15 protein-coding genes and 4 rRNA genes are annotated in these 22,568 nt (G+C 61.6%); 18 read left to right on the forward strand and 1 reads right to left on the reverse strand.

Going from position 1 to position 22,568, the window contains the following annotated elements:
* Positions 1-178 precede the first annotated feature (178 nt).
* The 7 genes from QFZ70_RS18780 (at position 179) to QFZ70_RS18810 (ending at position 7,275) form a co-directional block, all read left to right on the forward strand.
* Positions 179-901, forward strand: a complete 723-nt coding sequence (locus tag QFZ70_RS18780) for a hypothetical protein (RefSeq protein ID WP_307097739.1) — start codon at positions 179-181, stop codon at positions 899-901.
* A gap of 129 nt (positions 902-1,030) precedes the next feature.
* Positions 1,031-2,134 (forward strand): ABC transporter substrate-binding protein, encoded by a 1,104-nt coding sequence (locus tag QFZ70_RS18785; protein ID WP_307097740.1) that lies wholly within the window; start codon positions 1,031-1,033, stop codon positions 2,132-2,134.
* Between the two features lie 10 nt (positions 2,135-2,144).
* Positions 2,145-3,236 carry an iron ABC transporter permease gene (locus tag QFZ70_RS18790; protein WP_307097741.1) on the forward strand — a complete coding sequence of 364 codons (1,092 nt, stop codon included), beginning with the start codon at positions 2,145-2,147 and terminating at the stop codon, positions 3,234-3,236.
* A gap of 68 nt (positions 3,237-3,304) precedes the next feature.
* Entirely contained in the window at positions 3,305-4,345 is a 1,041-nt protein-coding gene (locus tag QFZ70_RS18795) for a FecCD family ABC transporter permease (protein WP_373461654.1), read from the forward strand.
* Between the two features lies 1 nt (position 4,346).
* A complete protein-coding gene (locus QFZ70_RS18800; protein WP_307097742.1) occupies positions 4,347-5,174 on the forward strand; it encodes an ABC transporter ATP-binding protein in 828 nt (275 codons plus the stop codon).
* Entirely contained in the window at positions 5,171-6,217 is a 1,047-nt protein-coding gene (locus QFZ70_RS18805) for a siderophore-interacting protein (protein WP_307097743.1), read from the forward strand. Before QFZ70_RS18800 ends, QFZ70_RS18805 begins: the two co-directional genes overlap by 4 nt.
* A 212-nt stretch (positions 6,218-6,429) precedes the next feature.
* The gene (locus tag QFZ70_RS18810) at positions 6,430-7,275 is read left to right on the forward strand and encodes an SGNH/GDSL hydrolase family protein (protein ID WP_307097744.1); all 846 of its coding nucleotides are present in this window, start codon (positions 6,430-6,432) and stop codon (positions 7,273-7,275) included.
* Here QFZ70_RS18810 and QFZ70_RS18815 read toward each other — a convergent pair.
* Positions 7,272-7,559: a YciI family protein gene (locus QFZ70_RS18815; protein ID WP_307097745.1), complete on the reverse strand. Its 288-nt coding sequence runs from the start codon at positions 7,557-7,559 to the stop codon at positions 7,272-7,274. The two genes, QFZ70_RS18810 and QFZ70_RS18815, sit on opposite strands and share 4 nt — an antisense overlap.
* A 69-nt stretch (positions 7,560-7,628) precedes the next feature.
* Here QFZ70_RS18815 and QFZ70_RS18820 point away from each other — a divergent pair, with 69 nt between their 5' ends.
* The 11 genes from QFZ70_RS18820 (at position 7,629) to QFZ70_RS18870 (ending at position 22,542) form a co-directional block, all read left to right on the forward strand.
* Positions 7,629-8,108: a MarR family winged helix-turn-helix transcriptional regulator gene (locus QFZ70_RS18820; protein ID WP_307097746.1), complete on the forward strand. Its 480-nt coding sequence runs from the start codon at positions 7,629-7,631 to the stop codon at positions 8,106-8,108.
* A 48-nt stretch (positions 8,109-8,156) separates the two neighbouring features.
* Entirely contained in the window at positions 8,157-8,918 is a 762-nt protein-coding gene (locus QFZ70_RS18825; protein WP_307097747.1) for an SGNH/GDSL hydrolase family protein, read from the forward strand.
* Positions 8,919-9,172: 254 nt separating this feature from the next.
* Positions 9,173-9,409 (forward strand): 50S ribosomal protein L28, encoded by a 237-nt coding sequence (rpmB, locus tag QFZ70_RS18830; RefSeq protein WP_104043693.1) that lies wholly within the window; start codon positions 9,173-9,175, stop codon positions 9,407-9,409.
* On the forward strand, positions 9,409-9,576 hold the full coding sequence (gene rpmG / locus QFZ70_RS18835) for a 50S ribosomal protein L33 (RefSeq protein ID WP_013602737.1): 168 nt from the start codon (positions 9,409-9,411) through the stop codon (positions 9,574-9,576). The genes rpmB and rpmG overlap by 1 nt, the downstream gene beginning before the upstream one ends.
* Before the next feature lie 2 nt (positions 9,577-9,578).
* Positions 9,579-9,884 (forward strand): 30S ribosomal protein S14, encoded by a 306-nt coding sequence (rpsN, locus tag QFZ70_RS18840; RefSeq protein WP_307097748.1) that lies wholly within the window; start codon positions 9,579-9,581, stop codon positions 9,882-9,884.
* Positions 9,885-10,572: 688 nt separating this feature from the next.
* Positions 10,573-12,097, forward strand: a 16S ribosomal RNA gene (locus QFZ70_RS18845).
* 506 nt (positions 12,098-12,603) lie between these two features.
* Positions 12,604-15,730: ribosomal RNA gene (locus QFZ70_RS18850) — 23S ribosomal RNA — on the forward strand.
* A gap of 230 nt (positions 15,731-15,960) precedes the next feature.
* Positions 15,961-16,077 (forward strand): 5S ribosomal RNA (gene rrf / locus QFZ70_RS18855).
* The 16S, 23S and 5S rRNA genes sit together here, the layout of an rRNA operon.
* A 205-nt stretch (positions 16,078-16,282) precedes the next feature.
* Positions 16,283-17,290: a LacI family DNA-binding transcriptional regulator gene (locus QFZ70_RS18860; protein ID WP_307097749.1), complete on the forward strand. Its 1,008-nt coding sequence runs from the start codon at positions 16,283-16,285 to the stop codon at positions 17,288-17,290.
* Between the two features lie 124 nt (positions 17,291-17,414).
* The gene (locus QFZ70_RS18865; RefSeq protein ID WP_307097750.1) at positions 17,415-20,747 is read left to right on the forward strand and encodes a glycoside hydrolase family 2 TIM barrel-domain containing protein; all 3,333 of its coding nucleotides are present in this window, start codon (positions 17,415-17,417) and stop codon (positions 20,745-20,747) included.
* A gap of 270 nt (positions 20,748-21,017) precedes the next feature.
* A 16S ribosomal RNA gene (locus tag QFZ70_RS18870) occupies positions 21,018-22,542 on the forward strand.
* Positions 22,543-22,568 lie beyond the last annotated feature (26 nt).

A 22,568-nucleotide genomic window follows, 5' to 3' on the forward strand; every position in this document is an offset into this window, starting at 1 on the left:
ACCCTGCTATAACAAATCGATGGATATATTAGCCCACCGCTAGTGGATGCGTTTTGCCGGTGCCATGCTGATGGGCATCACATACTCGCCATCATCCTCCCGATGGGCGGACGTGGAACGCTGGGACCTGCGTCTGACGCCCGACGGCCGTGACGGCCTTCTCTCGAAAGGCACACCTATGCGCCCAGCACATCGCCCTACGTACTTTCTCGCAGCAACCGCCGCAGCGGCGCTGGCCCTCGGCGGCTGCGCGGCAGGCGCGCCGGCGGGGAGCGGTGACCCGTCCACAGGGGCTGCCGGCCAACCGGCAGCCAGCGCTTCCTCCGCGAGTGCTCCTCCTGCAACCGTGTCCGCTACGACCGTTCCCGTCGCCACGACAACCACACCCCCTCCGGCGCCGGCCGGGCTGGCTACCTTCAAGTTCCCTGATGGGCGGCTTTCCTTCGATTATCCGGCGGACTGGCGGGTAGAGGTTTTCGAGCCATCACAGTCCCCGTACGTCGGGACGGCGACCATATACAACGCCAGCGGTAATGATGTGATCAACATCTATTACGGGACGATCGCCGACATCGTGGCGGGCTCCGCCAGCAGGACCGTGCTCGAGACGGACCCGGTACCAGGCTTGGTGGGGCACTTTGTCCCCACGCCCCATTCGTCGTTCTTTGTTGATCGCAGTGACGGCGCGGCCCACTACCGGATGGGGCTGACTGCAGGACTGCCCGTCTCGCCTGACGGGAAGGTGCAGGACGGGCTCATTATGCTCGGGGACCGCGTTCTCACTGCAGATGTGCTGTTCACCGATTCGCCGTTTGCTAACGATGAGGCGGCGAAAGACTGGTACTGGGGGGTTGAAGGCCGAACCCTGAAGGCGATACTGATGAGCGTCTCCTACCGTTGACCCGGCAGTTGGGAGGCCCTCCTCTTGTGTCCTTCGTCACGAGGGGGAATAAGTTACGGAAACCTTGCGTAATGGACGCGAGGGTAGGCTAGCCTTACTTGAGTTCGCTTCATTCACTTAAGGAGTTCCGTGACTTCCCCCCTCTTCTCTGGGCCCGGCGCCACCCGCCGAACGCTGTTCAAATCAGCAGGCAAGGCCACGGCCGTTCTGGCCGCCGCTGCGCTCACCCTTTCGGCCTGTGCCACGGGCCCCGCGTCCTCCAACACCGACGCCAGTGCTCCCAGTTCCAGCAGCCCGCAGTTCCCGGTGACCATCGAGCACGTGTTCGGCAAAACCACCATCGAGAAACAGCCCACGCGGGTAGCCACCGTCTCCTGGGTCAATGACGACGTCGCCATTGCCCTTGGTGTTGTACCGGTGGGCGTTCCCAAGGTTGAGTGGGGCGGCAACGACCAAGGCTCCACCCCCTGGAAGGACGCGGCCCTAGAAAAGCTCGGTGCCGGCGCCGGCTCCGACAAGGCCCCGGTTCAGTACTCCGAGACAGACGGCATCAACTTCACCGAAATCGCCAAGCTCACCCCGGACGTTATCCTCGCGGCATACTCGGGCCTCACCGAAGAGGACTACAAGAAGCTCAGCGAGATTGCTCCCGTGGTTGCCCACCCGGAACTGGCCTACGGCACCCCGTGGCAGGAGTCCACATCCATTATCGGCAAGGCTCTCGGCAAGGACGCGGAAGCCACCAAACTGATCTCGGACACCGAGGCCACCATCAAGGACAAGGTGTCCAAGTACCCGCAGATCGAGGGCAAGAGCTTCATCTACGGCAACCTCGAGCCCGCCAAAGGTGACGGCGTCAACGTCTACACCGCCAACGACAACCGTCCCCGCTTCCTTTCCGGTATTGGCATGAAGCTGGCTCCGGTGGTTGAAGACAGGTCCAAGGGCTCCGAGGAGTTCTTCATCGCGTGGTCCGCGGAAAAGGCCAACGAGCTTGAGTCCGACGTCTTCGTGACCTGGGTTCCGGACGCTTCCACCGCTGCCGCCATCAAGGCCGACCCGCTGCTCAGCCAGATCCCGGCCATCAAGAACGGCGCACTGGTTGCCGATTCGGACAACACCCTGACGCTGTCCATCTCCGCCGCCTCCCCGCTGAGCCTGCCGTGGTCCCTTGACACGTTCCTGCCGCAGCTTGCGAGCGCAGCGGATAAAGTCACCGGCGCAGAGAAGTAAGCACCTTTCCATGACGCACAGTACGACGACGGCGGCCTCCGGGCAGGGGGTTGCCGGCACCACGGTGCCGGCAAAGGAACCTGTTGGTCCTTCCCGCGGCCGCGCTTTCGGGGGGAAGCGCGCCGCCTGGCTGCTGGCCGCCGTCGTTGTACTAGCGCTGTTGGCCGGGGCATCCCTTGCCATCGGGGCCCGGGGCCTTCCTCTGGGCACCGTGTGGGACGCACTCACGCAGTTTGATCCGGCGAACGGTGACCATGCTGTGGTCCACGCCCGCATCCCGCGCACCGTCCTTGGCCTCCTGGCCGGCGGTGCGCTGGGCCTTGCGGGCGCAGCCATGCAGGGAGTGGCCCGCAATCCGCTGGCCGATCCCGGGATCATGGGCGTCAACGCCGGTGCTGCGCTGGCCGTGGTCACCGGCATCTATGTCTTCGGCATCGCCACGTTCTCCGGCTACGTCTGGTTCGCCTTCATCGGAGCAGCAGCCGCCGCCGTCGTGGTGTACCTCATCGCGTCCCTGGGCAGGGACGGCGCCACCCCGGTCAAGCTCGCCTTGGCGGGTGCCGCGCTCAACGCGGGCCTGTACTCCCTGATGAACGTCATCCTGGTTTCCAGCCAGGACACCCTGGACCGCTTCCGCTTCTGGCAGGTGGGCGGGATCGCCGGGCGCGACTGGTCCGTGATTCTGTCCGGACTCCCGTTCCTGGCCGCCGGCGCACTCATCGTGCTCCTGACCGGGCGCATCCTCAACAGCCTGGCTCTTGGTGACGACATCGCCCGCGGTCTCGGCCAGCGCGTTGGCCTGGTCCGCGGCATCACCGCCCTCGGAATCGTGCTGCTGTGCGGTTCCGCCACCGCTCTTGCCGGCCCCATCGCTTTTGTGGGCCTGGTCATCCCTCACGCGGTCCGTTTCCTTACCGGCCCCGACTACCGCTGGATACTGCCCTTCTCACTGGTCCTGGCGCCGGTGCTGCTCCTCGGCGCGGACATCATCGGCCGCGTGGTGCTCCTGCCCGGCGAAGTCCCGGCCGGCATCATGACCGCCCTGGTCGGGGCACCTGTCTTCGTCTGGCTGATCCGCCGGGGCAAGGGGGCCGGGCTGTGACGCTCGCATCGAAAAACACCGTTGCGCTATCAGATTTGGCTGCTAAAACAGGGTCTAAAGGACCAAAAGTGATAGGGCAACGCCGCGGCCTGCACCTGAACCGGACCGCTTTCCTTGCCGCCGCCGTCGTGGTCCTGTTCGCCGTGTCTGTCCTGCTGGGCAGCTACACCGTGACCATCCCGGACTTCTTCAAGATCCTCTTCGCGCACCTGACCGGCGGCGAAAAGATACCCGGCGCCAGCTTCATCGTGATGGAGAGCAAGCTGCCGCGGGCGGTCATCGGCACCATGATCGGCCTCGCGTTTGGACTGGCGGGTGCCCTGTTCCAGACCATGCTGCGCAACCCGCTGGCCAGCCCGGACGTCATCGGAATCAGTTACGGCGCCAGCGCTGCCGCCGTGGTGGCCATTGTGATCTTCGGTGCCTCGGGCGCGGTGGTCTCCGGAGCTGCCCTCGCCGGCGCGCTCGGTGTGGCAGCCATCATCTACGCCATCTCCAGCGGTGCCATTCGCGGAACCGGCCGCGGCGATGCGGCCGGTAACCGGCTCATCCTGGCCGGGGTTGGAATCGCCGCGGCACTGCATGCGGTGGTCAACTTCCTGATGACCCGGGCGGACATCCGCACCGCGGCCGACGCCCTCGTCTGGCTCAACGGGTCCCTGAACTCCGCCAGCTGGGACCGCGCAGGGGTCCTCGCAGTCGCCCTCGCAGTCCTGCTCCCCGCCGCGGTTGCCATCGCCGGGCCCCTGCGCATCCTGGAACTCGGCCCCGACGCCGCCGCCGGGCTGGGCATCCGGGTGGGTGCCACGCGCCTGGCGCTGGTGATCATCGCCGTGTCCCTGGCAGCAGTCGCGACGGCGGCAGCCGGCCCGGTCTCGTTCGTCGCCTTCCTGGCCGGTCCGATCGCCCGCCGCTTTACCGGCAAAGCCAGCCTCCCGGCGTCGGCCCTGGTTGGTGCCGTTATTGTCCTGGCCGCGGACTACGCCGCCGTCAACCTTGCACCCCTGCTGCTGGACGGCACGGTGTTGCCGGTGGGCGTCATCACCGGCGCCCTCGGTGCCCCGTTCCTGCTGTGGCTCCTGGTCACGGCCAACCGAAAGGATGCCTGACGTGGCAGTTCTCAACGCCAAGGACCTGACGCTGAAATACGATCGGCGCTGCGTGGTGGACGGGCTTACCGCCGAGATCCCCGAAGGCAAGGTGACCATGATCGTAGGCGCCAACGCCTGCGGGAAGTCAACCCTCCTCCGCGGCCTGTCCCGGCTCCTTAAGCCCGCGGCCGGCGTCGTGACCTTGGACGGCAAGGACATCCATGCCATTCCGGCGCGGGAACTGGCCCGCACCCTTGGCCTGCTCCCGCAGCACCCCACCGCTCCTGACGGCATCGTTGTCCGCGACCTCGTGGGCCGCGGCCGCTACCCGCACCAAGGGTTCTTCCGCAGCTGGAGGGAGGGGGACTTGTCCCCACATGATCTCGCCGTGCAGCACGCGCTGGAAGCCACCGAGACGCTGGACCTTGCCGAGCGGAACGTGGACGAACTCTCGGGCGGGCAGCGGCAGCGTGTCTGGATCGCCATGGCCCTCGCACAGGAAACTGACGTCCTGCTGCTGGACGAGCCGACCACGTATCTTGACCTGGCGCACCAGGTGGAGGTCCTGGACCTCGTGACGGACCTGAACCGCCAACGCGGCACCACCGTGGCCATCGTCCTGCACGACCTGAACCTCGCCGCCCGCTACGCGGACAACGTGATTGCCATGAAGGGCGGCGCCGTGGTTGCAGTCGGCGCGCCGCAGGAGGTAGTCACCGAGGGACTGGTCCGCAACGTCTTCGGCCTCGAGTCCCGCGTCATCCCGGATCCCGTTTCCGGGACCCCATTGATCATTCCCATCGGCCGACACCACGTCCCCGCCAACGAACTGGAGCTCGTTTCATGAAGACACGCGATATTGCCGCAGCCTCCACCGAGCCGATGACCCTCGCGTTTGAGGTCACCGTCTCCTCGGTGCAGGAACTTAGCCCCAACTTCCGCAGGATCACCTTCGGCGGGTACTCGCTGCGGGACTTCGGCGTCAACGGGGACACCCTCGACCTTCGGATCAAACTCATGATCCCGTCCCTCGCGGCAGACGGCACCCCGCTGCCGCTGCCCGTCTTCGAAATGAGCACGTCCGGCTGGTACCGGGAATGGCTGGCCATGGACCCGGCGGTCCGCGGCTCCATGCGGACCTACACCGTCCGCCAGGCCCGTTTGGACACCGTCTACCCTGAAATCGACGTCGACTTCGTGATGCACTTCGACAGCCAGGGCCACGGCGGTCCCGCCGCCAACTGGGCCCTCAACGCCAAGCCCGGGGACGCGCTTACCCTGATCGGCCCCAACAACCGCGCCGCGCAATGCGCCACCGCGGAGGCCTACGGCGGCGTCGAATGGCGGCCCGGACTGGCGCAGCGTGTCCTGCTGGCCGGCGACGAGACGGCTATCCCCGCTATCTCCGCCATCCTTGAAAGCCTGCCCGAGTACATGACCGGCCACGCGTTCCTGGAAGTCCCCGAAGCAGGCGACTTCCAGGAACTGTCCTCACCTGCGGACATCGAGATCACCTGGCTGGCGCGGGGCGCCGCAATCGGACGGTCCCGGCCGCACGGGGAACTGCTCCAGGATGCCGTACGGAAGGCAGTCCCGGTGCCCGGATGGGTGGGAATCAAAACGGCCGACGGCGGCGCGGGCCCCGAGCCGGAGGACGTCAACGTGGACGTGGACATCCTCTGGGAGACTCCCCAGCGGATGGAGACGGCCGAAATCCAGGCCACCAAAAACCCCGACATGCCCGCCGGAGCCATGCCCTTCTACGCCTGGATCGCCGGCGAGGCCGCCGTCATCAAGGACATGCGGCGGTACCTTGTCCGGGACGTTGGGATTGACCGGAAACAGGTTGCTTTTATGGGGTACTGGCGGCAGGGCAAAGCCGAGGGCTAGGTTCCCTGAGCCGGTGTTAGGTGCGTCGTTGCCCGATGCGGCTTCCTGCAACGCTCGCTCACCTTTTGCCGTCCAAACCCGACGCTCGCTCACCTTTGGCGCTCGAAAGCCAAACGCTCGCTCACCTTTGGCGCTCGAAAGCCAAACGCCGTCGCACTAACTGTTCATTCCGGCGTCGTGCTTGCTTTTCTTTGGGTGGTTACCGTGGGCTGATGCGTCCTCAACCTTTGCTTCCTGAGTCTGGGCGGCGGGTGTTTGTTGCTCTGGGGGACTCTTTCACTGAGGGGGTCGGGGACCGTGACGAGCGGTTGCCGAATGGGGTGCGGGGCTGGGCGGACCGGGTGGCGGAAAAACTTGCCAAGGCGCAGCCCGGATGGCGGTACGCGAACCTTGCGATCAGGAGCAAACGGCTCCGGCACGTCATCGGCGAGCAGCTGGAGCCAGCGCTGGGCATGCGTCCCACCTTGGTCACGCTCTACGCAGGCGGCAACGACATCCTTGACGTGAAGACGGACATGGCCGTGCTTATGGCCGACTACGAGGGGCTCGTGGCGCAGCTCGCGGAAACAGGTGCCACGCTGGTGCTTTTCACCGGCTTTGATGTGAAAGTTTCGGCGCTCCTCGAGCCGTTGAAGAGGCGCAACAACTTCTACAACGAACAGGTCCGGGCCATTGCGGCCAAGTACGGCGCCGTGCTGGTGGACTACTGGTGCCTGGACGCGTTCCACGACCGCCGGATGTGGGACGCGGACCGCCTCCACATGTCCAAGGCCGGCCACAAGTACCTGGCAGGCCAAGTGCTGGACCAGCTGGGAGTGCCGCACAAGATCCGGCTCAAAGACTGGGAACCGCCGGCGAAGCTCAGCCTGCGGGAGTGGGAACAGCACCAGCGCCGCTGGATCCACGACTGGGTCCTGCCGCTGTTCGGCCGAAAACTGCGCGGCGTCACGTTGGGCGACCAGCTCACCCCGCGGTGGCCGGAACCGGTCAAGGTGCCGCGAAAAGGCGGCCTGAAAAAGGTTGCCGCAAAGCAGCGGGCGGGAAGTGCCGGGTCCTAGCTGTCCAGCAGGTTCTCAAAACCCGATGCAACCCTCGCAGCGTGGAACTCCACAACCTCAAAGTCGGCAACACCATTCGAGTAGAACGGGTCCTGGGCCAAACTGGCGTCAAGGGTCGCGCGGTCGGCCCGGGAGAGCAACATGCCGCCCGTCCGCGGAACCTTGCGCCCCGCGGCGATGAACACGCCGTCGTCGAACGCCTTCTTCAGCCAGGCGATATGCGCATCGTTGTGGAAGTCCACGATGTCCTGGGGAACCCGGTAGCTCAGGGAGACAACATACATGCGCCCAGCCTACCGGCGGTACCGCTGCTACTTGAAGGATCAACCGCCCCCTTCTCGTAGAATGGGCATATGACCGAACCCCGCTGGCTCTCCGCCGACGAACGCCGTGCCTGGCTGGCACTGGTAAGCATCAATACGCTCCTGCCGGCGGCCCTCGACACCAAGCTCCACGCAGCGGGGAAACTGTCCCTTTTCGACTACACCGTCCTGGCCATGCTGTCTGAGGCGGAGGAGCGGTTCCTGCCGATGAGCGAGCTTGCCGCGCGCAGCAGCGCGTCCTTGTCGCGGCTTTCGCATGTGGTGACCAAACTGCAGAAGCGCGGATGGGTGGAACGCCGCCCACACCCCCATGATGCCCGCGTCACCACTGCCCACCTCACCGAGGAAGGCATGGCAACCATTGTGGGACTGGCACCGGGTCACGTTGAGACCGTTCGGGACCTGTTCCTGGACGCCCTGACTGAGCAGGACGTGTTGGATTTGGCGCGCATCGGCGAAAAGGTTGTGGGCCGATTGGACTCCGACCATTGGATCCTGCGGGAAAACTAGGCACCGTCCGGTTGGTTTGCTCCCGGCAACTGATGGCAAACTGGCCGAATGGATTTCACTACCCGGTTCGTGGCCCTTGGTGACTCTTTCACCGAAGGCGTGGGCGACGACGATCCCACCCGTCCCAACGGTGTCCGCGGCTGGGCGGACCGCGTGGCCGAACAGCTGGGCGCCGTTGACCCCGGCTTCGGGTACGCGAACCTCGCCATCCGCGGAAGGAAACTCCGCCAGATTCTGGCTGAGCAGGTAGACGCCGCCGTCGAACTTCAACCCACCTTGGTGAGCATTTACGCGGGCGCCAACGATATCCTCCGCCCGAGGATCGACATTGACGAGCTTCTGGTGGAGTACGACGGCGCCATCGCCAAACTGCGCGCCACCGGCGCCACTGTAGTCATGTTTACCGGCTTCGACTCCAGGGGATCGAAGGTCTTCAGTACCACCCGCGGGCGCACGGCCATTTACAACGAACTGGTCCGCGGGATCGCCGGCGATCATGGCGCTTTGCTGGTGGACTACTGGCGCTTCAGCGAGTACTACGACTGGGGCATGTGGGCGCAGGACAGGATGCACATGTCCGCCGCGGGGCACGCCAACATGGCCAACCGTGTGCTGGACGTCCTGGAACATGACCACTCCCTTGAGGTTCCGCCGATGACGCCTGTACCTGAGCTCAGCCGGATGGAGGCCGTCCGCGCGAACGCCCGTTGGGTGCGGGAGTTCGCGGGCCCGTGGGTTGTCCGCCGTGTTACGGGGAAGTCCTCTGGCGACGGCCTGAAGCCGAAGTACTCCCAGTTCACCAAGCTCTAATCGCGGGTTGTCTTATACACCCTCCGAGGCCGGATTGGTCTTTAATTGCGTCAACTCGTAGACTTGGTAGGCGCTAAGTGCGCGGAGCGTGCGCAATTGCTCCGGTTGCCCGGTAATTTCTCCAGGGCGGCCGGTAGTTAGGGGCTCAAGTTGCGTGACTAACCGTTGCCCTTCTCTTATTTTTGGGCCGCCCTTAGCAGCATGGTCCAGCAGCAGATATGCGGATCATTACTTTCAATTCTTGAGGAGAAGTCATGGCAGCACACTGCCAAGTGACCGGAGCCGAGCCGGGCTTTGGGCACAGCATTTCGCACTCGCACCGCCGCAACAAGCGTCGGTTCGATCCGAACATTCAGAAGAAGCGCTACTGGGTTCCGTCCCTGCGCCGTAATGTCACGCTGCAGGTTTCTGCAAAGGGCATCAAGACCATCGACGTACGCGGCATCGACGTTGTCGTCGCCAGCATTCTCGCTCGTGGGGTGAAGCTCTAGTGGCTAAGGACAAGGACGTACGTCCGATCATCAAGCTCAAGTCGACTGCGGGCACGGGTTACACCTACGTAACCCGCAAGAACCGTCGTAACGATCCGGACCGCATGGTTCTGAAGAAGTACGACCCCAAGATCCGCCAGCACGTCGAATTCCGAGAGGAGCGCTAAACATGGCTAAGAAGTCCAAGATTGCTCGCAACGAGCAGCGCAAGGTCATCGTTGAGCGTTACGCTGCAAAGCGCCTCGAGCTGAAGAAGACCCTGGTTGACGAAAAGGCAACCGACGAAGCACGCGAAGCAGCCCGTTTGGGCCTGCAGAAGCTGCCCCGCAACGCGTCCCCGATCCGTGTCCGCAACCGCGACATCATCGACGGCCGTCCCCGCGGTACCTTCCAGAAGTTCGGCATCTCCCGTGTCCGCCTCCGCGACATGGCCCACAGGGGCGAACTTCCGGGCATCACCAAGTCTTCCTGGTAATCCAGCCCTGCTGATACCAGCTGCTTGAGAAAGGGCCGGCAACCTCACGGTTGCCGGCCCTTTCTGCGTTTAAGGCTCATGCCTGCCCCGATGATTGAGCCTGTGCTTGGTGACTGAGCCCTTCGAAATTAGGGTGTCGCACGGCACAGTAGGAAAGTTCGACGGCGGATGGCAGCTTTGGATGCCCATGGCCGCTTTTGCCGCGGGATGGCGCGGAACGGGACCAAGTGAAAGGGGATTTGCGGAGGGGCCCGAGGGGGTGTATTGTTTTCTAAGTCGCCGCGAGGGAGACAGCGAAGAGCTGGTTACCCCGGGCGGCCAAAACCCCCAAAATCAATACCAAATCCTGGTAGGGCTTTCGAGCGCTTCCTGACGAGGTGGGGACGAACTCCCGCCGATAAAAATCCTGGAACACGGATTTGATTCGGAGCGGAAGTTCGGGTAAGTTTGAAAAGTTGCTCCGGAGCGATCCTTGACTTGTTGTTGTGGTGGTGCCGGGTGTGTCTGTTGTTTGAGAACTCAATAGTGTGCCAAGTTTGTTGATACCAATTGTTTTAGTGATTGGTTGAATTGATCGGGCTGCCCGCCCCTGTGGGTGGTCTGGTTTTTACAGCTGGTTTCAAATTTTTGCTGTCTGGTTGCTGCGTTATTTCCGTGGTTTCCGGGTGGTTTCTGTTTTTGTTTTACTTCAACGGAGAGTTTGATCCTGGCTCAGGATGAACGCTGGCGGCGTGCTTAACACATGCAAGTCGAACGATGATCTCCAGCTTGCTGGGGGGATTAGTGGCGAACGGGTGAGTAACACGTGAGTAACCTGCCCTTGACTCTGGGATAAGCCTGGGAAACTGGGTCTAATACCGGATATGACTCCTCATCGCATGGTGGGGGGTGGAAAGCTTTTTGTGGTTTTGGATGGACTCGCGGCCTATCAGCTTGTTGGTGAGGTAATGGCTCACCAAGGCGACGACGGGTAGCCGGCCTGAGAGGGTGACCGGCCACACTGGGACTGAGACACGGCCCAGACTCCTACGGGAGGCAGCAGTGGGGAATATTGCACAATGGGCGCAAGCCTGATGCAGCGACGCCGCGTGAGGGATGACGGCCTTCGGGTTGTAAACCTCTTTCAGTAGGGAAGAAGCGAAAGTGACGGTACCTGCAGAAGAAGCGCCGGCTAACTACGTGCCAGCAGCCGCGGTAATACGTAGGGCGCAAGCGTTATCCGGAATTATTGGGCGTAAAGAGCTCGTAGGCGGTTTGTCGCGTCTGCCGTGAAAGTCCGGGGCTCAACTCCGGATCTGCGGTGGGTACGGGCAGACTAGAGTGATGTAGGGGAGACTGGAATTCCTGGTGTAGCGGTGAAATGCGCAGATATCAGGAGGAACACCGATGGCGAAGGCAGGTCTCTGGGCATTAACTGACGCTGAGGAGCGAAAGCATGGGGAGCGAACAGGATTAGATACCCTGGTAGTCCATGCCGTAAACGTTGGGCACTAGGTGTGGGGGACATTCCACGTTTTCCGCGCCGTAGCTAACGCATTAAGTGCCCCGCCTGGGGAGTACGGCCGCAAGGCTAAAACTCAAAGGAATTGACGGGGGCCCGCACAAGCGGCGGAGCATGCGGATTAATTCGATGCAACGCGAAGAACCTTACCAAGGCTTGACATGAACCGGAAAGACCTGGAAACAGGTGCCCCGCTTGCGGTCGGTTTACAGGTGGTGCATGGTTGTCGTCAGCTCGTGTCGTGAGATGTTGGGTTAAGTCCCGCAACGAGCGCAACCCTCGTTCTATGTTGCCAGCACGTGATGGTGGGGACTCATAGGAGACTGCCGGGGTCAACTCGGAGGAAGGTGGGGACGACGTCAAATCATCATGCCCCTTATGTCTTGGGCTTCACGCATGCTACAATGGCCGGTACAAAGGGTTGCGATACTGTGAGGTGGAGCTAATCCCAAAAAGCCGGTCTCAGTTCGGATTGGGGTCTGCAACTCGACCCCATGAAGTCGGAGTCGCTAGTAATCGCAGATCAGCAACGCTGCGGTGAATACGTTCCCGGGCCTTGTACACACCGCCCGTCAAGTCACGAAAGTTGGTAACACCCGAAGCCGGTGGCCTAACCCCTTGTGGGAGGGAGCTGTCGAAGGTGGGACTGGCGATTGGGACTAAGTCGTAACAAGGTAGCCGTACCGGAAGGTGCGGCTGGATCACCTCCTTTCTAAGGAGCACCTACAAGCGCCGTCCTCATGTATGTGGGTGGTGGGGTTTGTCAGGAGTATATGCCCGTTGCGCAGACGTTTGTTCTGCGGCGGGTGCTCAAGGGTGGAATATCAATGAATAGGTGCCTGGTGGCGCGGTCTGGTGGTTAGTACGGGTTGATCTCCTTTGGGGGGTTGGTTCAGGAACGCTTGCTGGTCCGGGTTGTTGGGTGGTGTTTGGCACACTGTTGGGTCCTGAGGCAACAGGACCGGGTTTTTGCCCGGGACTTGTGTTTCTGGTTTTCCTGGCCGTACCGATCATGCACGTTTGTGTGTGGGGTGTGTGGTTTGGGGTTGTTGTTTGAGAACTACATAGTGGACGCGAGCATCTTTTATAAGAAGCAATTTCCAAGAATATGAACCTGGATCTGGCTGCGCGTGATGATGGCTGACCTTTCGGGGTTGGTGGTTGTTGGGTGTGGTTGGTTTTCGTGGTTCTCTCGTGAAGTAGTTTTTTGATCTTTGTGGTCAAGTTTTTAAGAGCACACGGTGGATGCCTTGGCATTAGGAGCCGAAGAAGGACGTAGGAATCTGCGATAAGCCTGGGGGAGTCGATAACCGGACTGTGATCCCAGGGTGTCCGAATGGGGAAACCCCGCCAGGGGCGCGAGTCGCCTGGTGACCCGCATCTGAACACATAGGGTGCGTGGAGGGAACGCGGGGAAGTGAAACATCTCAGTACCCGCAGGAAGAGAAAACAATAGTGATTCCGTTAGTAGTGGCGAGCGAACGCGGATCAGGCTAAACCGTTCCATGTGTGATAGCCGGCGGGCGTTGCATGGTCGGGGTTGTGGGACTTTCCATACCAGTTCTGCCGGGCTGGTGGGGTGTGATGTGCAGGCATAGGTGAACGGTCTTGAAAGGCCGGCCAGAGAGGGTGTGAGCCCCGTAACCGAAATGTTGTGTACCGCCTGGATGAGTATCCCAAGTAGCACGGGGCCCGAGAAATCCCGTGTGAATCTGTCAGGACCACCTGATAAGCCTAAATACTCCCTAATGACCGATAGCGGACCAGTACCGTGAGGGAAAGGTGAAAAGTACCCCGGGAGGGGAGTGAAACAGTACCTGAAACCGTGTGCTTACAATCCGTCGGAGCCAGTCTGATTCTGGTGACGGCGTGCCTTTTGAAGAATGAGCCTGCGAGTTAGTGTTACGTCGCGAGGTTAACCCGTGTGGGGAAGCCGTAGCGAAAGCGAGTCTGAATAGGGCGTTGCAGTGGCGTGATCTAGACCCGAAGCGAAGTGATCTACCCATGGCCAGGTTGAAGCGACGGTAAGACGTCGTGGAGGACCGAACCCACTTCAGTTGAAAATGGAGGGGATGAGCTGTGGGTAGGGGTGAAAGGCCAATCAAACTTCGTGATAGCTGGTTCTCCCCGAAATGCATTTAGGTGCAGCGTTGCGTGTTTCTTACCGGAGGTAGAGCTACTGGATGGCTAATGGGCCCTACAAGGTTACTGACGTCAGCCAAACTCCGAATGCCGGTAAGTGAGAGCGCAGCAGTGAGACTGTGGGGGATAAGCTTCATAGTCGAGAGGGAAACAGCCCAGACCACCAACTAAGGCCCCTAAGCGTGTGCTAAGTGGGAAAGGATGTGGAGTTGCGAAGACAACCAGGAGGTTGGCTTAGAAGCAGCCATCCTTAAAAGAGTGCGTAATAGCTCACTGGTCAAGTGATTCCGCGCCGACAATGTAGCGGGGCTCAAGTACACCGCCGAAGTTGTGGCATTCAGATATTAGCTAAGCCCTTGTGGTTCAGGCGTCTGGATGGGTAGGGGAGCGTCGTGTGGGCAGTGAAGTCGCGGTGTAAACCAGCGGTGGAGCCTACACGAGTGAGAATGCAGGCATGAGTAGCGAAAGACGGGTGAGAAACCCGTCCGCCGAATGATCAAGGGTTCCAGGGTCAAGCTAATCTGCCCTGGGTAAGTCGGGACCTAAGGCGAGGCCGACAGGCGTAGTCGATGGACAACGGGTTGATATTCCCGTACCGGCGAAAAACCGCCCATGCTGAACAGGGGATACTAACTGCCCGAGACCTGCCCGATCACCCTTGTGGTGTGAGGGTTTTGGTGGAGCGCAGGACCTGATCCTGGGAGGCAAGCGTATTAACAGGTGTGACGCAGGAAGGTAGCCAAGCCGGGCGATGGTTGTCCCGGTCTAAGGATGTAGGGCGAACGGTAGGCAAATCCGCTGTTCATGATGCCTGAGATCTGATGGGACCCCCGTTTGGGGGGATTTGGTGATCCTATGCTGCCGAGAAAAGCATCGACGCGAGGTTTTAGCCGCCCGTACCCCAAACCGACACAGGTGATCAGGTAGAGAATACTAAGGCGATCGAGAGAATTATGGTTAAGGAACTCGGCAAAATGCCCCCGTAACTTCGGGAGAAGGGGGGCCCCAACCTTGAACACCACTTGCTGGTGGGAGGGGATCGGGGCCGCAGAGACCAGGGGGAAGCGACTGTTTACTAAAAACACAGGTCCGTGCGAAGTCGCAAGACGATGTATACGGACTGACTCCTGCCCGGTGCTGGAAGGTTAAGAGGACCGGTTAGCCGCAAGGCGAAGCTGAGAATTTAAGCCCCAGTAAACGGCGGTGGTAACTATAACCATCCTAAGGTAGCGAAATTCCTTGTCGGGTAAGTTCCGACCTGCACGAATGGAGTAACGACTTCCCCGCTGTCTCAACCATAAACTCGGCGAAATTGCAGTACGAGTAAAGATGCTCGTTACGCGCAGCAGGACGGAAAGACCCCGAGACCTTTACTATAGTTTGGTATTGGTGTTCGGAGTGGCTTGTGTAGGATAGGTGGGAGACGTTGAAGCCCGGACGCCAGTTCGGGTGGAGTCATCGTTGAAATACCACTCTGGTCACTTTGGACATCTAACTTCGGCCCGTAATCCGGGTCAGGGACAGTGCCTGATGGGTAGTTTAACTGGGGCGGTTGCCTCCTAAAAAGTAACGGAGGCGCCCAAAGGTTCCCTCAGCCTGGTTGGCAATCAGGTGTCGAGTGTAAGTGCACAAGGGAGCTTGACTGTGAGAGAGACATCTCGAGCAGGGACGAAAGTCGGGACTAGTGATCCGGCGGTACATTGTGGAATGGCCGTCGCTCAACGGATAAAAGGTACCTCGGGGATAACAGGCTGATCTTGCCCAAGAGTCCATATCGACGGCATGGTTTGGCACCTCGATGTCGGCTCGTCGCATCCTGGGGCTGGAGTAGGTCCCAAGGGTTGGGCTGTTCGCCCATTAAAGCGGTACGCGAGCTGGGTTTAGAACGTCGTGAGACAGTTCGGTCCCTATCCGCTGCGCGCGCAGGAAATTTGAGAAGGGCTGTCCTTAGTACGAGAGGACCGGGACGGACGAACCTCTGGTGTGTCAGTTGTACTGCCAAGTGCACCGCTGATTAGCTACGTTCGGATGGGATAACCGCTGAAAGCATCTAAGCGGGAAGCTCGCTTCAAGATGAGATTTCCATACACCTTGTGTGTGAGAGGCCCCCAGCCAGACCACTGGGTTGATAGGCCGGATGTGGAAGCGAGGACTAACGACTCGTGAAGCTGACCGGTACTAATAGGCCGATAACTTACACCACACACCACCCCCGCAAACCAATCCTTCAAAAGAGGTTTGCACCCAAGAGGGTGGTAAAAGATAAACAAGACTGCTTGCGTCCACTATGTGGTTCCCGAACAACAAACCCGTTGCTTGAGAACCGATAACTGAATAACAACACCACAGCTCCAACACACGGAGCGATGTTGTAACCAAAAATTTTCCCACCCGCCCGGGCACGCCCCGGGTGCCAGGGTGCGGAGCAAGGGTTACGGCGGTCATAGCGTGGGGGAAACGCCCGGTCCCATTCCGAACCCGGAAGCTAAGACCCACAGCGCCGATGGTACTGCACCCGGGAGGGTGTGGGAGAGTAGGTCACCGCCGGACAACCATTCGGTCGAGGCCCCAACCAGTCACTGGTTGGGGCCTCCCACACTTAAAAACACCCCAGGGGCCCTGACACACCACGTCAGGGCCCCACCACTTTAACCACCACACACCACCACGCCACCAAGGACAGGAACAGCCCCTCATCCTGGCCCACACAACCACTATTGATCGCCGGGTCATAGCCGGCGCCTAGACTTACGGCATGACCCCGAGTTCCCGCGAGCCGCGCATTCGTCGGGCCACCATTCTTGATGTGGCGGCCGCTGCCGGTGTCTCACGTCAGACCGTGACCCGCGCCATGAATGACATGTCTGGAATCAGCCAGGCCACGCGTGAGCGCGTCCAACAACTGGCGGGAGAGCTGGGCTACACCCCCAGCCGGTTTGCGAAGGGCCTGGTGCAGGGCGCCCGGGTCTCCCTCGGGCTCGCCATCCCGGACCTCACCAACCCGTACTTCCCTGCCTTCGCCTCCAGTGTGGTGGAAGTGGCCACCCAGCGTGGCTGGAACGTGGTGGTTGATGACTTTGGCCACGGCAGCGGGAACGGCCTGGACGCCGTGACCCGCCTGGCCCCCCAAGTCGATGCCCTGGTCGGCTATCTCGGCGCCTGCTCGAGTGATGCCCAGGCATTGATGGGCCGGCGCCCGGTAGTGGTGCTCGACTACCCGTCAGGCCAAGCAGCCGGGGGCATCTCCTTTGACTACTCCCACGGAGCGCGGATTGCCTTGGAACGGCTCAAGGAAGCCGGCTGCCGACAGATTGCCTATCTTGACTCGGACCAGGAGGGCCCCGCCACCACCCGCGGCCGGGCAGTCGCAGAAGCAGCAGCTGGCGCCGGCATCGAGCTCACCGTCCGGCAGGCTGCTGACTCCGCCGCTGCGGCCGGGGCAGCTGTGCAATCGATGATTGAACAGCATGCCGGCATCGACGGGCTCTTGGTGTTCAATGACCTCATGGCAGCAGGGGTGCTCAAAGCCCTGCACCAAGCGGGCAGAACGGTGCCGGGGGACTGCGCCGTGATCGGGATGGACGGAATCCCTTTGGGGGAGCTCGTGACACCCGAGCTGACCACCCTGTCCCTCGACCTTCGCGCGGTGGGGCGGGCCGCCGTCGACCTCGTTGATGGCCTGTTGACCGGCACCGTGGAGGCTGGAAGCGAAGGTGCCACGCTGGTGCTCCAACACCAGCTCGTCCTTCGTCAGTCGGCCTGACCCTACTCAGCCCGGGCAAAGTCGACTAGGCTGCAGTGTGCGGTTCGTGAACGTTCACGCAGAGCGGGCGGGGAATTAGGACCAGCCTGCAACCCTCCAATAAACCCATGAAGCAAGGAAGCCCATGTCAGTTCAATCGTCCTCTGTGCGGGCCGGCAGCAGCCCGGAACGCACCCCGGATTCACCTGTTGCCAGCCTCGAACTCGGCGCCGAGGACGTCCGGGAGCTGTCCTCCCTGGAGCCCGGCACCGGCAGCCTGCCTGCGCGGGCCTACCTGAACAGTGACGCTCCAAAGCTGTCACTCAACGGGGAGTGGCAGTTCCGCCTCAGCGGGGGAATCCGAACGGCACCTGATGACGGCTGGCAGCTGGGGGAGGATCTGAACGGATTCGAAAGCCTGCCCGTGCCGTCCAGCTGGTCCATGCACGGTCACGGTGCTCCCGCGTACACAAACGTCCAGTTCCCGTTCGCCGTTGAACCGCCACACGTGCCGGAGGCCAACCCGATTGGTGACCATGTGCTGGTCTTCGAGGCCGGGCCCGAGTTCTTTCCGCAGGCACTTTTGCGGTTCGACGGCATCGAGTCTGCCGGAACGGTCTGGTTGAACGGGGTGGAACTCGGCACCACCCGAGGCAGCAGACTGGCCCACGAATTCGACGTGTCCGGGATCCTTGAGGAAGGCCAGAACACGCTGGCCGTGCGGGTCGCCCAGTTCTCGGCCGCCAGCTACGTGGAGGACCAGGATATGTGGTGGCTCCCCGGCATCTTCCGCGACGTCACCCTGCAGGCCCGTCCATCTGAGGGCGTCGATGACGTTTTTGTCCACGCCGACTTCGACCACGTCAGCGGCAGCGGCGTCCTCAAGGTGGAGGCACGCCGGGGCGGACAGGCGATTGACGCCGTCGTGCGGGTTCCGGAACTGAACCTGGAACTCCCCGCCGGCACCGAGGTGCGGGTCCCCGCCGTCGAGCCGTGGTCAGCTGAGATGCCCCGGCTCTACACGGCAACAGTCAGCACGGAGGGGGAATCTGTTGCCCTGCTGGTGGGCTTCCGCAGCATCACCATCGAAGACGCGCAGTTCAAGGTCAACGGCCGGCGGATCCTGCTGCGCGGCGTCAACCGCCACGAGCACCACCCGCGCCTTGGCAGGGTGGTGCCCCGGGATGTGGTGGAGGCCGAGCTGCGGCTCATGAAGCAGCACAACATCAACGCCATCCGGACGTCGCATTACCCGCCGCACCCGGAGTTCCTGGCGCTTGCGGACCAGCTTGGCTTCTACGTTGTGCTTGAGTGCGACCTCGAAACGCACGGCTTTGAGGGCGCTGGCTGGGCCCGGAACCCCAGCGACGATCCCCAATGGGAAGCGTCACTCGTGGATCGCATGCGCCGCACGGTGGAGCGGGACAAAAACCACCCCGCGGTGGTCATGTGGTCCCTCGGCAACGAGGCCGGCACCGGCAGGAACCTCGCCGCCATGTCGCGCTGGACCAAGGACCGGGACCCGTCCCGGCCAATCCACTACGAGGGCGACTGGTCCTCGGCGTACGTCGACGTCTACTCCCGCATGTACGCCAGCCAGGCTGAAACAGCACTGATCGGGAAGGGGATAGAGCCGCCACTGGAAGACGCCCAGTTGGACGCCCGACGGCGGGCCATGCCTTTTGTGCTCTGCGAATACGTCCACGCCATGGGCAACGGCCCAGGCGGGATGAGCGAGTACCAGGATCTTTTCGAGAAGTACCCCCGCCTCATGGGGGGCTTCGTGTGGGAATGGCTGGAACACGGCATCACCCTCGCGTCGCCCGACGGCGGCGAGCACTACGCCTACGGCGGGGACTTCGGTGAGGAAGTCCACGACGGCAACTTTGTCACCGACGGGCTGGTGGATGCTGACCGCAACCCCCGGCCCGGGCTTCTGGACTTCAAAAAGGTCATCGAACCGCTGCGTATCACCGTGGCCGCCGACTGGTCCGGCTTTACCGTCCGCAACAGCCACGACTTCAAAGACACCGGCACCTTCAGCTTCCGTTACGTGGTGGAGGCCGACGGCGGCACCCTCGGCGCAGGGACAGTGGAAGTCGCGTCCGTGGCACCTTCCACCGAGGCGCTTGTGGGGCTCCCAAGCAGTGTTGCTTCTCTCACGGCAAGCCTGCCTGACGGCCAGTCGGCGGTGCTCACGGTGAGTGCAGTCCTCGCCGCTGATTCAGTATGGGCTTCAGCCGGGCATGAGGTCGCTTGGGGGCAATCGGTCCGGGAGACTGGTTCCGCAGTACAGCCGGCAACCCTTGAACCCGTGCTCGTCCGGGACAGCGAACTTCACCTGGGACCTGTAGTGTTCAGCCGGATTACCGGAATGCCCACCTCAATTGGTGGGTTGCCCGTGGAGAAGACGGGGCTGACGTTGTGGTGGCCGCCTACAGACAACGACCTCGGCCGTGAATGGGGCGGCACAGATGAGCGCCCGCTCGCCACGCAATGGAAGGACGCCCGGCTGGACCTGCTCCACGCCCGGCTGCTGGGCATCAGCGCGGGGGCGAGCCCGGAAGGCGGGGACGCCCTGACGGTCCGTACCCGCGTGAGTGCTGCGGACAAGCAGTACGGGGTTTTTGTGGATTACACCTGGACCAGCGACGGCCAAACGGTTGGCCTCCGGACCCAGGTCCGGCCTGACGGCAAGTGGGTCAACCGGGGCTTTGAAGTGGAATGGGCGCGGATAGGGCTGGAACTCGTGCTGGGTAAAGAGACGGCGACCGTGAGCTGGTTCGGTCAGGGCCCCCATCAGAGCTATCCGGACACGGGGCAGGGGACGCGGACGGGTTGGTTCTCGAATCCCCTGGCCGACATGGACGTTGAGTACGTGCGGCCACAGGAGTGCGGTGCCCGGTCCGGGGTGCGCTCGGCCGCCCTCGAGGTGGGTGGCAGGACGCTCGTGATTTCCGGTGATCCCTTTGCGTTGACTGTCCGGCCGTATGACATGACGGTTCTGGATGCGGCGGCCCACCGCCCGGACTTACAGGCCGACGGGCGTACGTACGTGTACCTTGACCATGCGCTGCGGGGTGTAGGTACCGCTGCCTGTGGCCCCGGCGTCCTGGAGCAGTACCGCCTAAAGCCGCGGGAAGCGGACTTCAAACTGACACTTCGGGTTTGTGGGTTGGGGGGTGGTGGGGGTGTGAGCCAGTCCATAGGTGTGTGGGTGGTGTTGTGGGTTGGCCGGTCGTGGTGGTGTGCCTTTTGGTTCCGTGTTGGGGCGGGGTTTTTGGGGGGTGTGGGGTGGTTGTGGGGGTGGATTTGCGGGTTGGGTTGTGGACGTGTATTGTTTTCTGAGTCGCCGCCGCTGATGCGGAAAGATTGCGGCCAACCCCCCTTTTTTCAACAGCCTGGAATATGGTTCGCTTTTGGGCGTGCCGGTTTGGGTGGGGTCGGGTTCCTGGAGTTTGTATCGCGGAAACGCTGATTTGCAAAGCTTCGGGGGTTCGGGTAAGTTTGAAAAGTTGCTCCGGAGCGATCCTTGACTTGTTGTTGTGGTGGTGCCGGGTGTGTCTGTTGTTTGAGAACTCAATAGTGTGCCAAGTTTGTTGATACCAATTGTTTTAGTGATTGGTTGAATTGATCGGGCTGCCCGCCCCTGTGGGTGGTCTGGTTTTTACAGCTGGTTTCAAATTTTTGCTGTCTGGTTGCTGCGTTATTTCCGTGGTTTCCGGGTGGTTTCTGTTTTTGTTTTACTTCAACGGAGAGTTTGATCCTGGCTCAGGATGAACGCTGGCGGCGTGCTTAACACATGCAAGTCGAACGATGATCTCCAGCTTGCTGGGGGGATTAGTGGCGAACGGGTGAGTAACACGTGAGTAACCTGCCCTTGACTCTGGGATAAGCCTGGGAAACTGGGTCTAATACCGGATATGACTCCTCATCGCATGGTGGGGGGTGGAAAGCTTTTTGTGGTTTTGGATGGACTCGCGGCCTATCAGCTTGTTGGTGAGGTAATGGCTCACCAAGGCGACGACGGGTAGCCGGCCTGAGAGGGTGACCGGCCACACTGGGACTGAGACACGGCCCAGACTCCTACGGGAGGCAGCAGTGGGGAATATTGCACAATGGGCGCAAGCCTGATGCAGCGACGCCGCGTGAGGGATGACGGCCTTCGGGTTGTAAACCTCTTTCAGTAGGGAAGAAGCGAAAGTGACGGTACCTGCAGAAGAAGCGCCGGCTAACTACGTGCCAGCAGCCGCGGTAATACGTAGGGCGCAAGCGTTATCCGGAATTATTGGGCGTAAAGAGCTCGTAGGCGGTTTGTCGCGTCTGCCGTGAAAGTCCGGGGCTCAACTCCGGATCTGCGGTGGGTACGGGCAGACTAGAGTGATGTAGGGGAGACTGGAATTCCTGGTGTAGCGGTGAAATGCGCAGATATCAGGAGGAACACCGATGGCGAAGGCAGGTCTCTGGGCATTAACTGACGCTGAGGAGCGAAAGCATGGGGAGCGAACAGGATTAGATACCCTGGTAGTCCATGCCGTAAACGTTGGGCACTAGGTGTGGGGGACATTCCACGTTTTCCGCGCCGTAGCTAACGCATTAAGTGCCCCGCCTGGGGAGTACGGCCGCAAGGCTAAAACTCAAAGGAATTGACGGGGGCCCGCACAAGCGGCGGAGCATGCGGATTAATTCGATGCAACGCGAAGAACCTTACCAAGGCTTGACATGAACCGGAAAGACCTGGAAACAGGTGCCCCGCTTGCGGTCGGTTTACAGGTGGTGCATGGTTGTCGTCAGCTCGTGTCGTGAGATGTTGGGTTAAGTCCCGCAACGAGCGCAACCCTCGTTCTATGTTGCCAGCACGTGATGGTGGGGACTCATAGGAGACTGCCGGGGTCAACTCGGAGGAAGGTGGGGACGACGTCAAATCATCATGCCCCTTATGTCTTGGGCTTCACGCATGCTACAATGGCCGGTACAAAGGGTTGCGATACTGCGAGGTGGAGCTAATCCCAAAAAGCCGGTCTCAGTTCGGATTGGGGTCTGCAACTCGACCCCATGAAGTCGGAGTCGCTAGTAATCGCAGATCAGCAACGCTGCGGTGAATACGTTCCCGGGCCTTGTACACACCGCCCGTCAAGTCACGAAAGTTGGTAACACCCGAAGCCGGTGGCCTAACCCCTTGTGGGAGGGAGCTGTCGAAGGTGGGACTGGCGATTGGGACTAAGTCGTAACAAGGTAGCCGTACCGGAAGGTGCGGCTGGATCACCTCCTTTCTAAGGAGCACCTACAAGCGCCGTCC

It is taken from the genome of Arthrobacter sp. V1I9 (assembly GCF_030817075.1).
In the GTDB taxonomy this organism is placed as follows: Bacteria; Actinomycetota; Actinomycetes; order Actinomycetales; family Micrococcaceae; genus Arthrobacter.

Excerpts from the sequence above, each read along its gene's own strand:
- QFZ70_RS18780 (WP_307097739.1), top strand. The coding sequence starts at position 179 with ATGCGCCCAGCACATCGCCCTACGTACTTTCTCGCAGCAACCGCCGCA.
- QFZ70_RS18790 (WP_307097741.1), top strand. The coding sequence starts at position 2,145 with ATGACGCACAGTACGACGACGGCGGCCTCCGGGCAGGGGGTTGCCGGC.
- QFZ70_RS18805 (WP_307097743.1), top strand. The coding sequence starts at position 5,171 with ATGAAGACACGCGATATTGCCGCAGCCTCCACCGAGCCGATGACCCTC.
- QFZ70_RS18810 (WP_307097744.1), top strand. The coding sequence starts at position 6,430 with ATGCGTCCTCAACCTTTGCTTCCTGAGTCTGGGCGGCGGGTGTTTGTT.
- QFZ70_RS18815 (WP_307097745.1), bottom strand. The coding sequence starts at position 7,559 with ATGTATGTTGTCTCCCTGAGCTACCGGGTTCCCCAGGACATCGTGGAC.
- QFZ70_RS18820 (WP_307097746.1), top strand. The coding sequence starts at position 7,629 with ATGACCGAACCCCGCTGGCTCTCCGCCGACGAACGCCGTGCCTGGCTG.
- QFZ70_RS18825 (WP_307097747.1), top strand. The coding sequence starts at position 8,157 with ATGGATTTCACTACCCGGTTCGTGGCCCTTGGTGACTCTTTCACCGAA.
- rpmB (WP_104043693.1), top strand. The coding sequence starts at position 9,173 with ATGGCAGCACACTGCCAAGTGACCGGAGCCGAGCCGGGCTTTGGGCAC.
- rpsN (WP_307097748.1), top strand. The coding sequence starts at position 9,579 with ATGGCTAAGAAGTCCAAGATTGCTCGCAACGAGCAGCGCAAGGTCATC.
- QFZ70_RS18860 (WP_307097749.1), top strand. The coding sequence starts at position 16,283 with ATGACCCCGAGTTCCCGCGAGCCGCGCATTCGTCGGGCCACCATTCTT.
- QFZ70_RS18865 (WP_307097750.1), top strand. The coding sequence starts at position 17,415 with ATGTCAGTTCAATCGTCCTCTGTGCGGGCCGGCAGCAGCCCGGAACGC.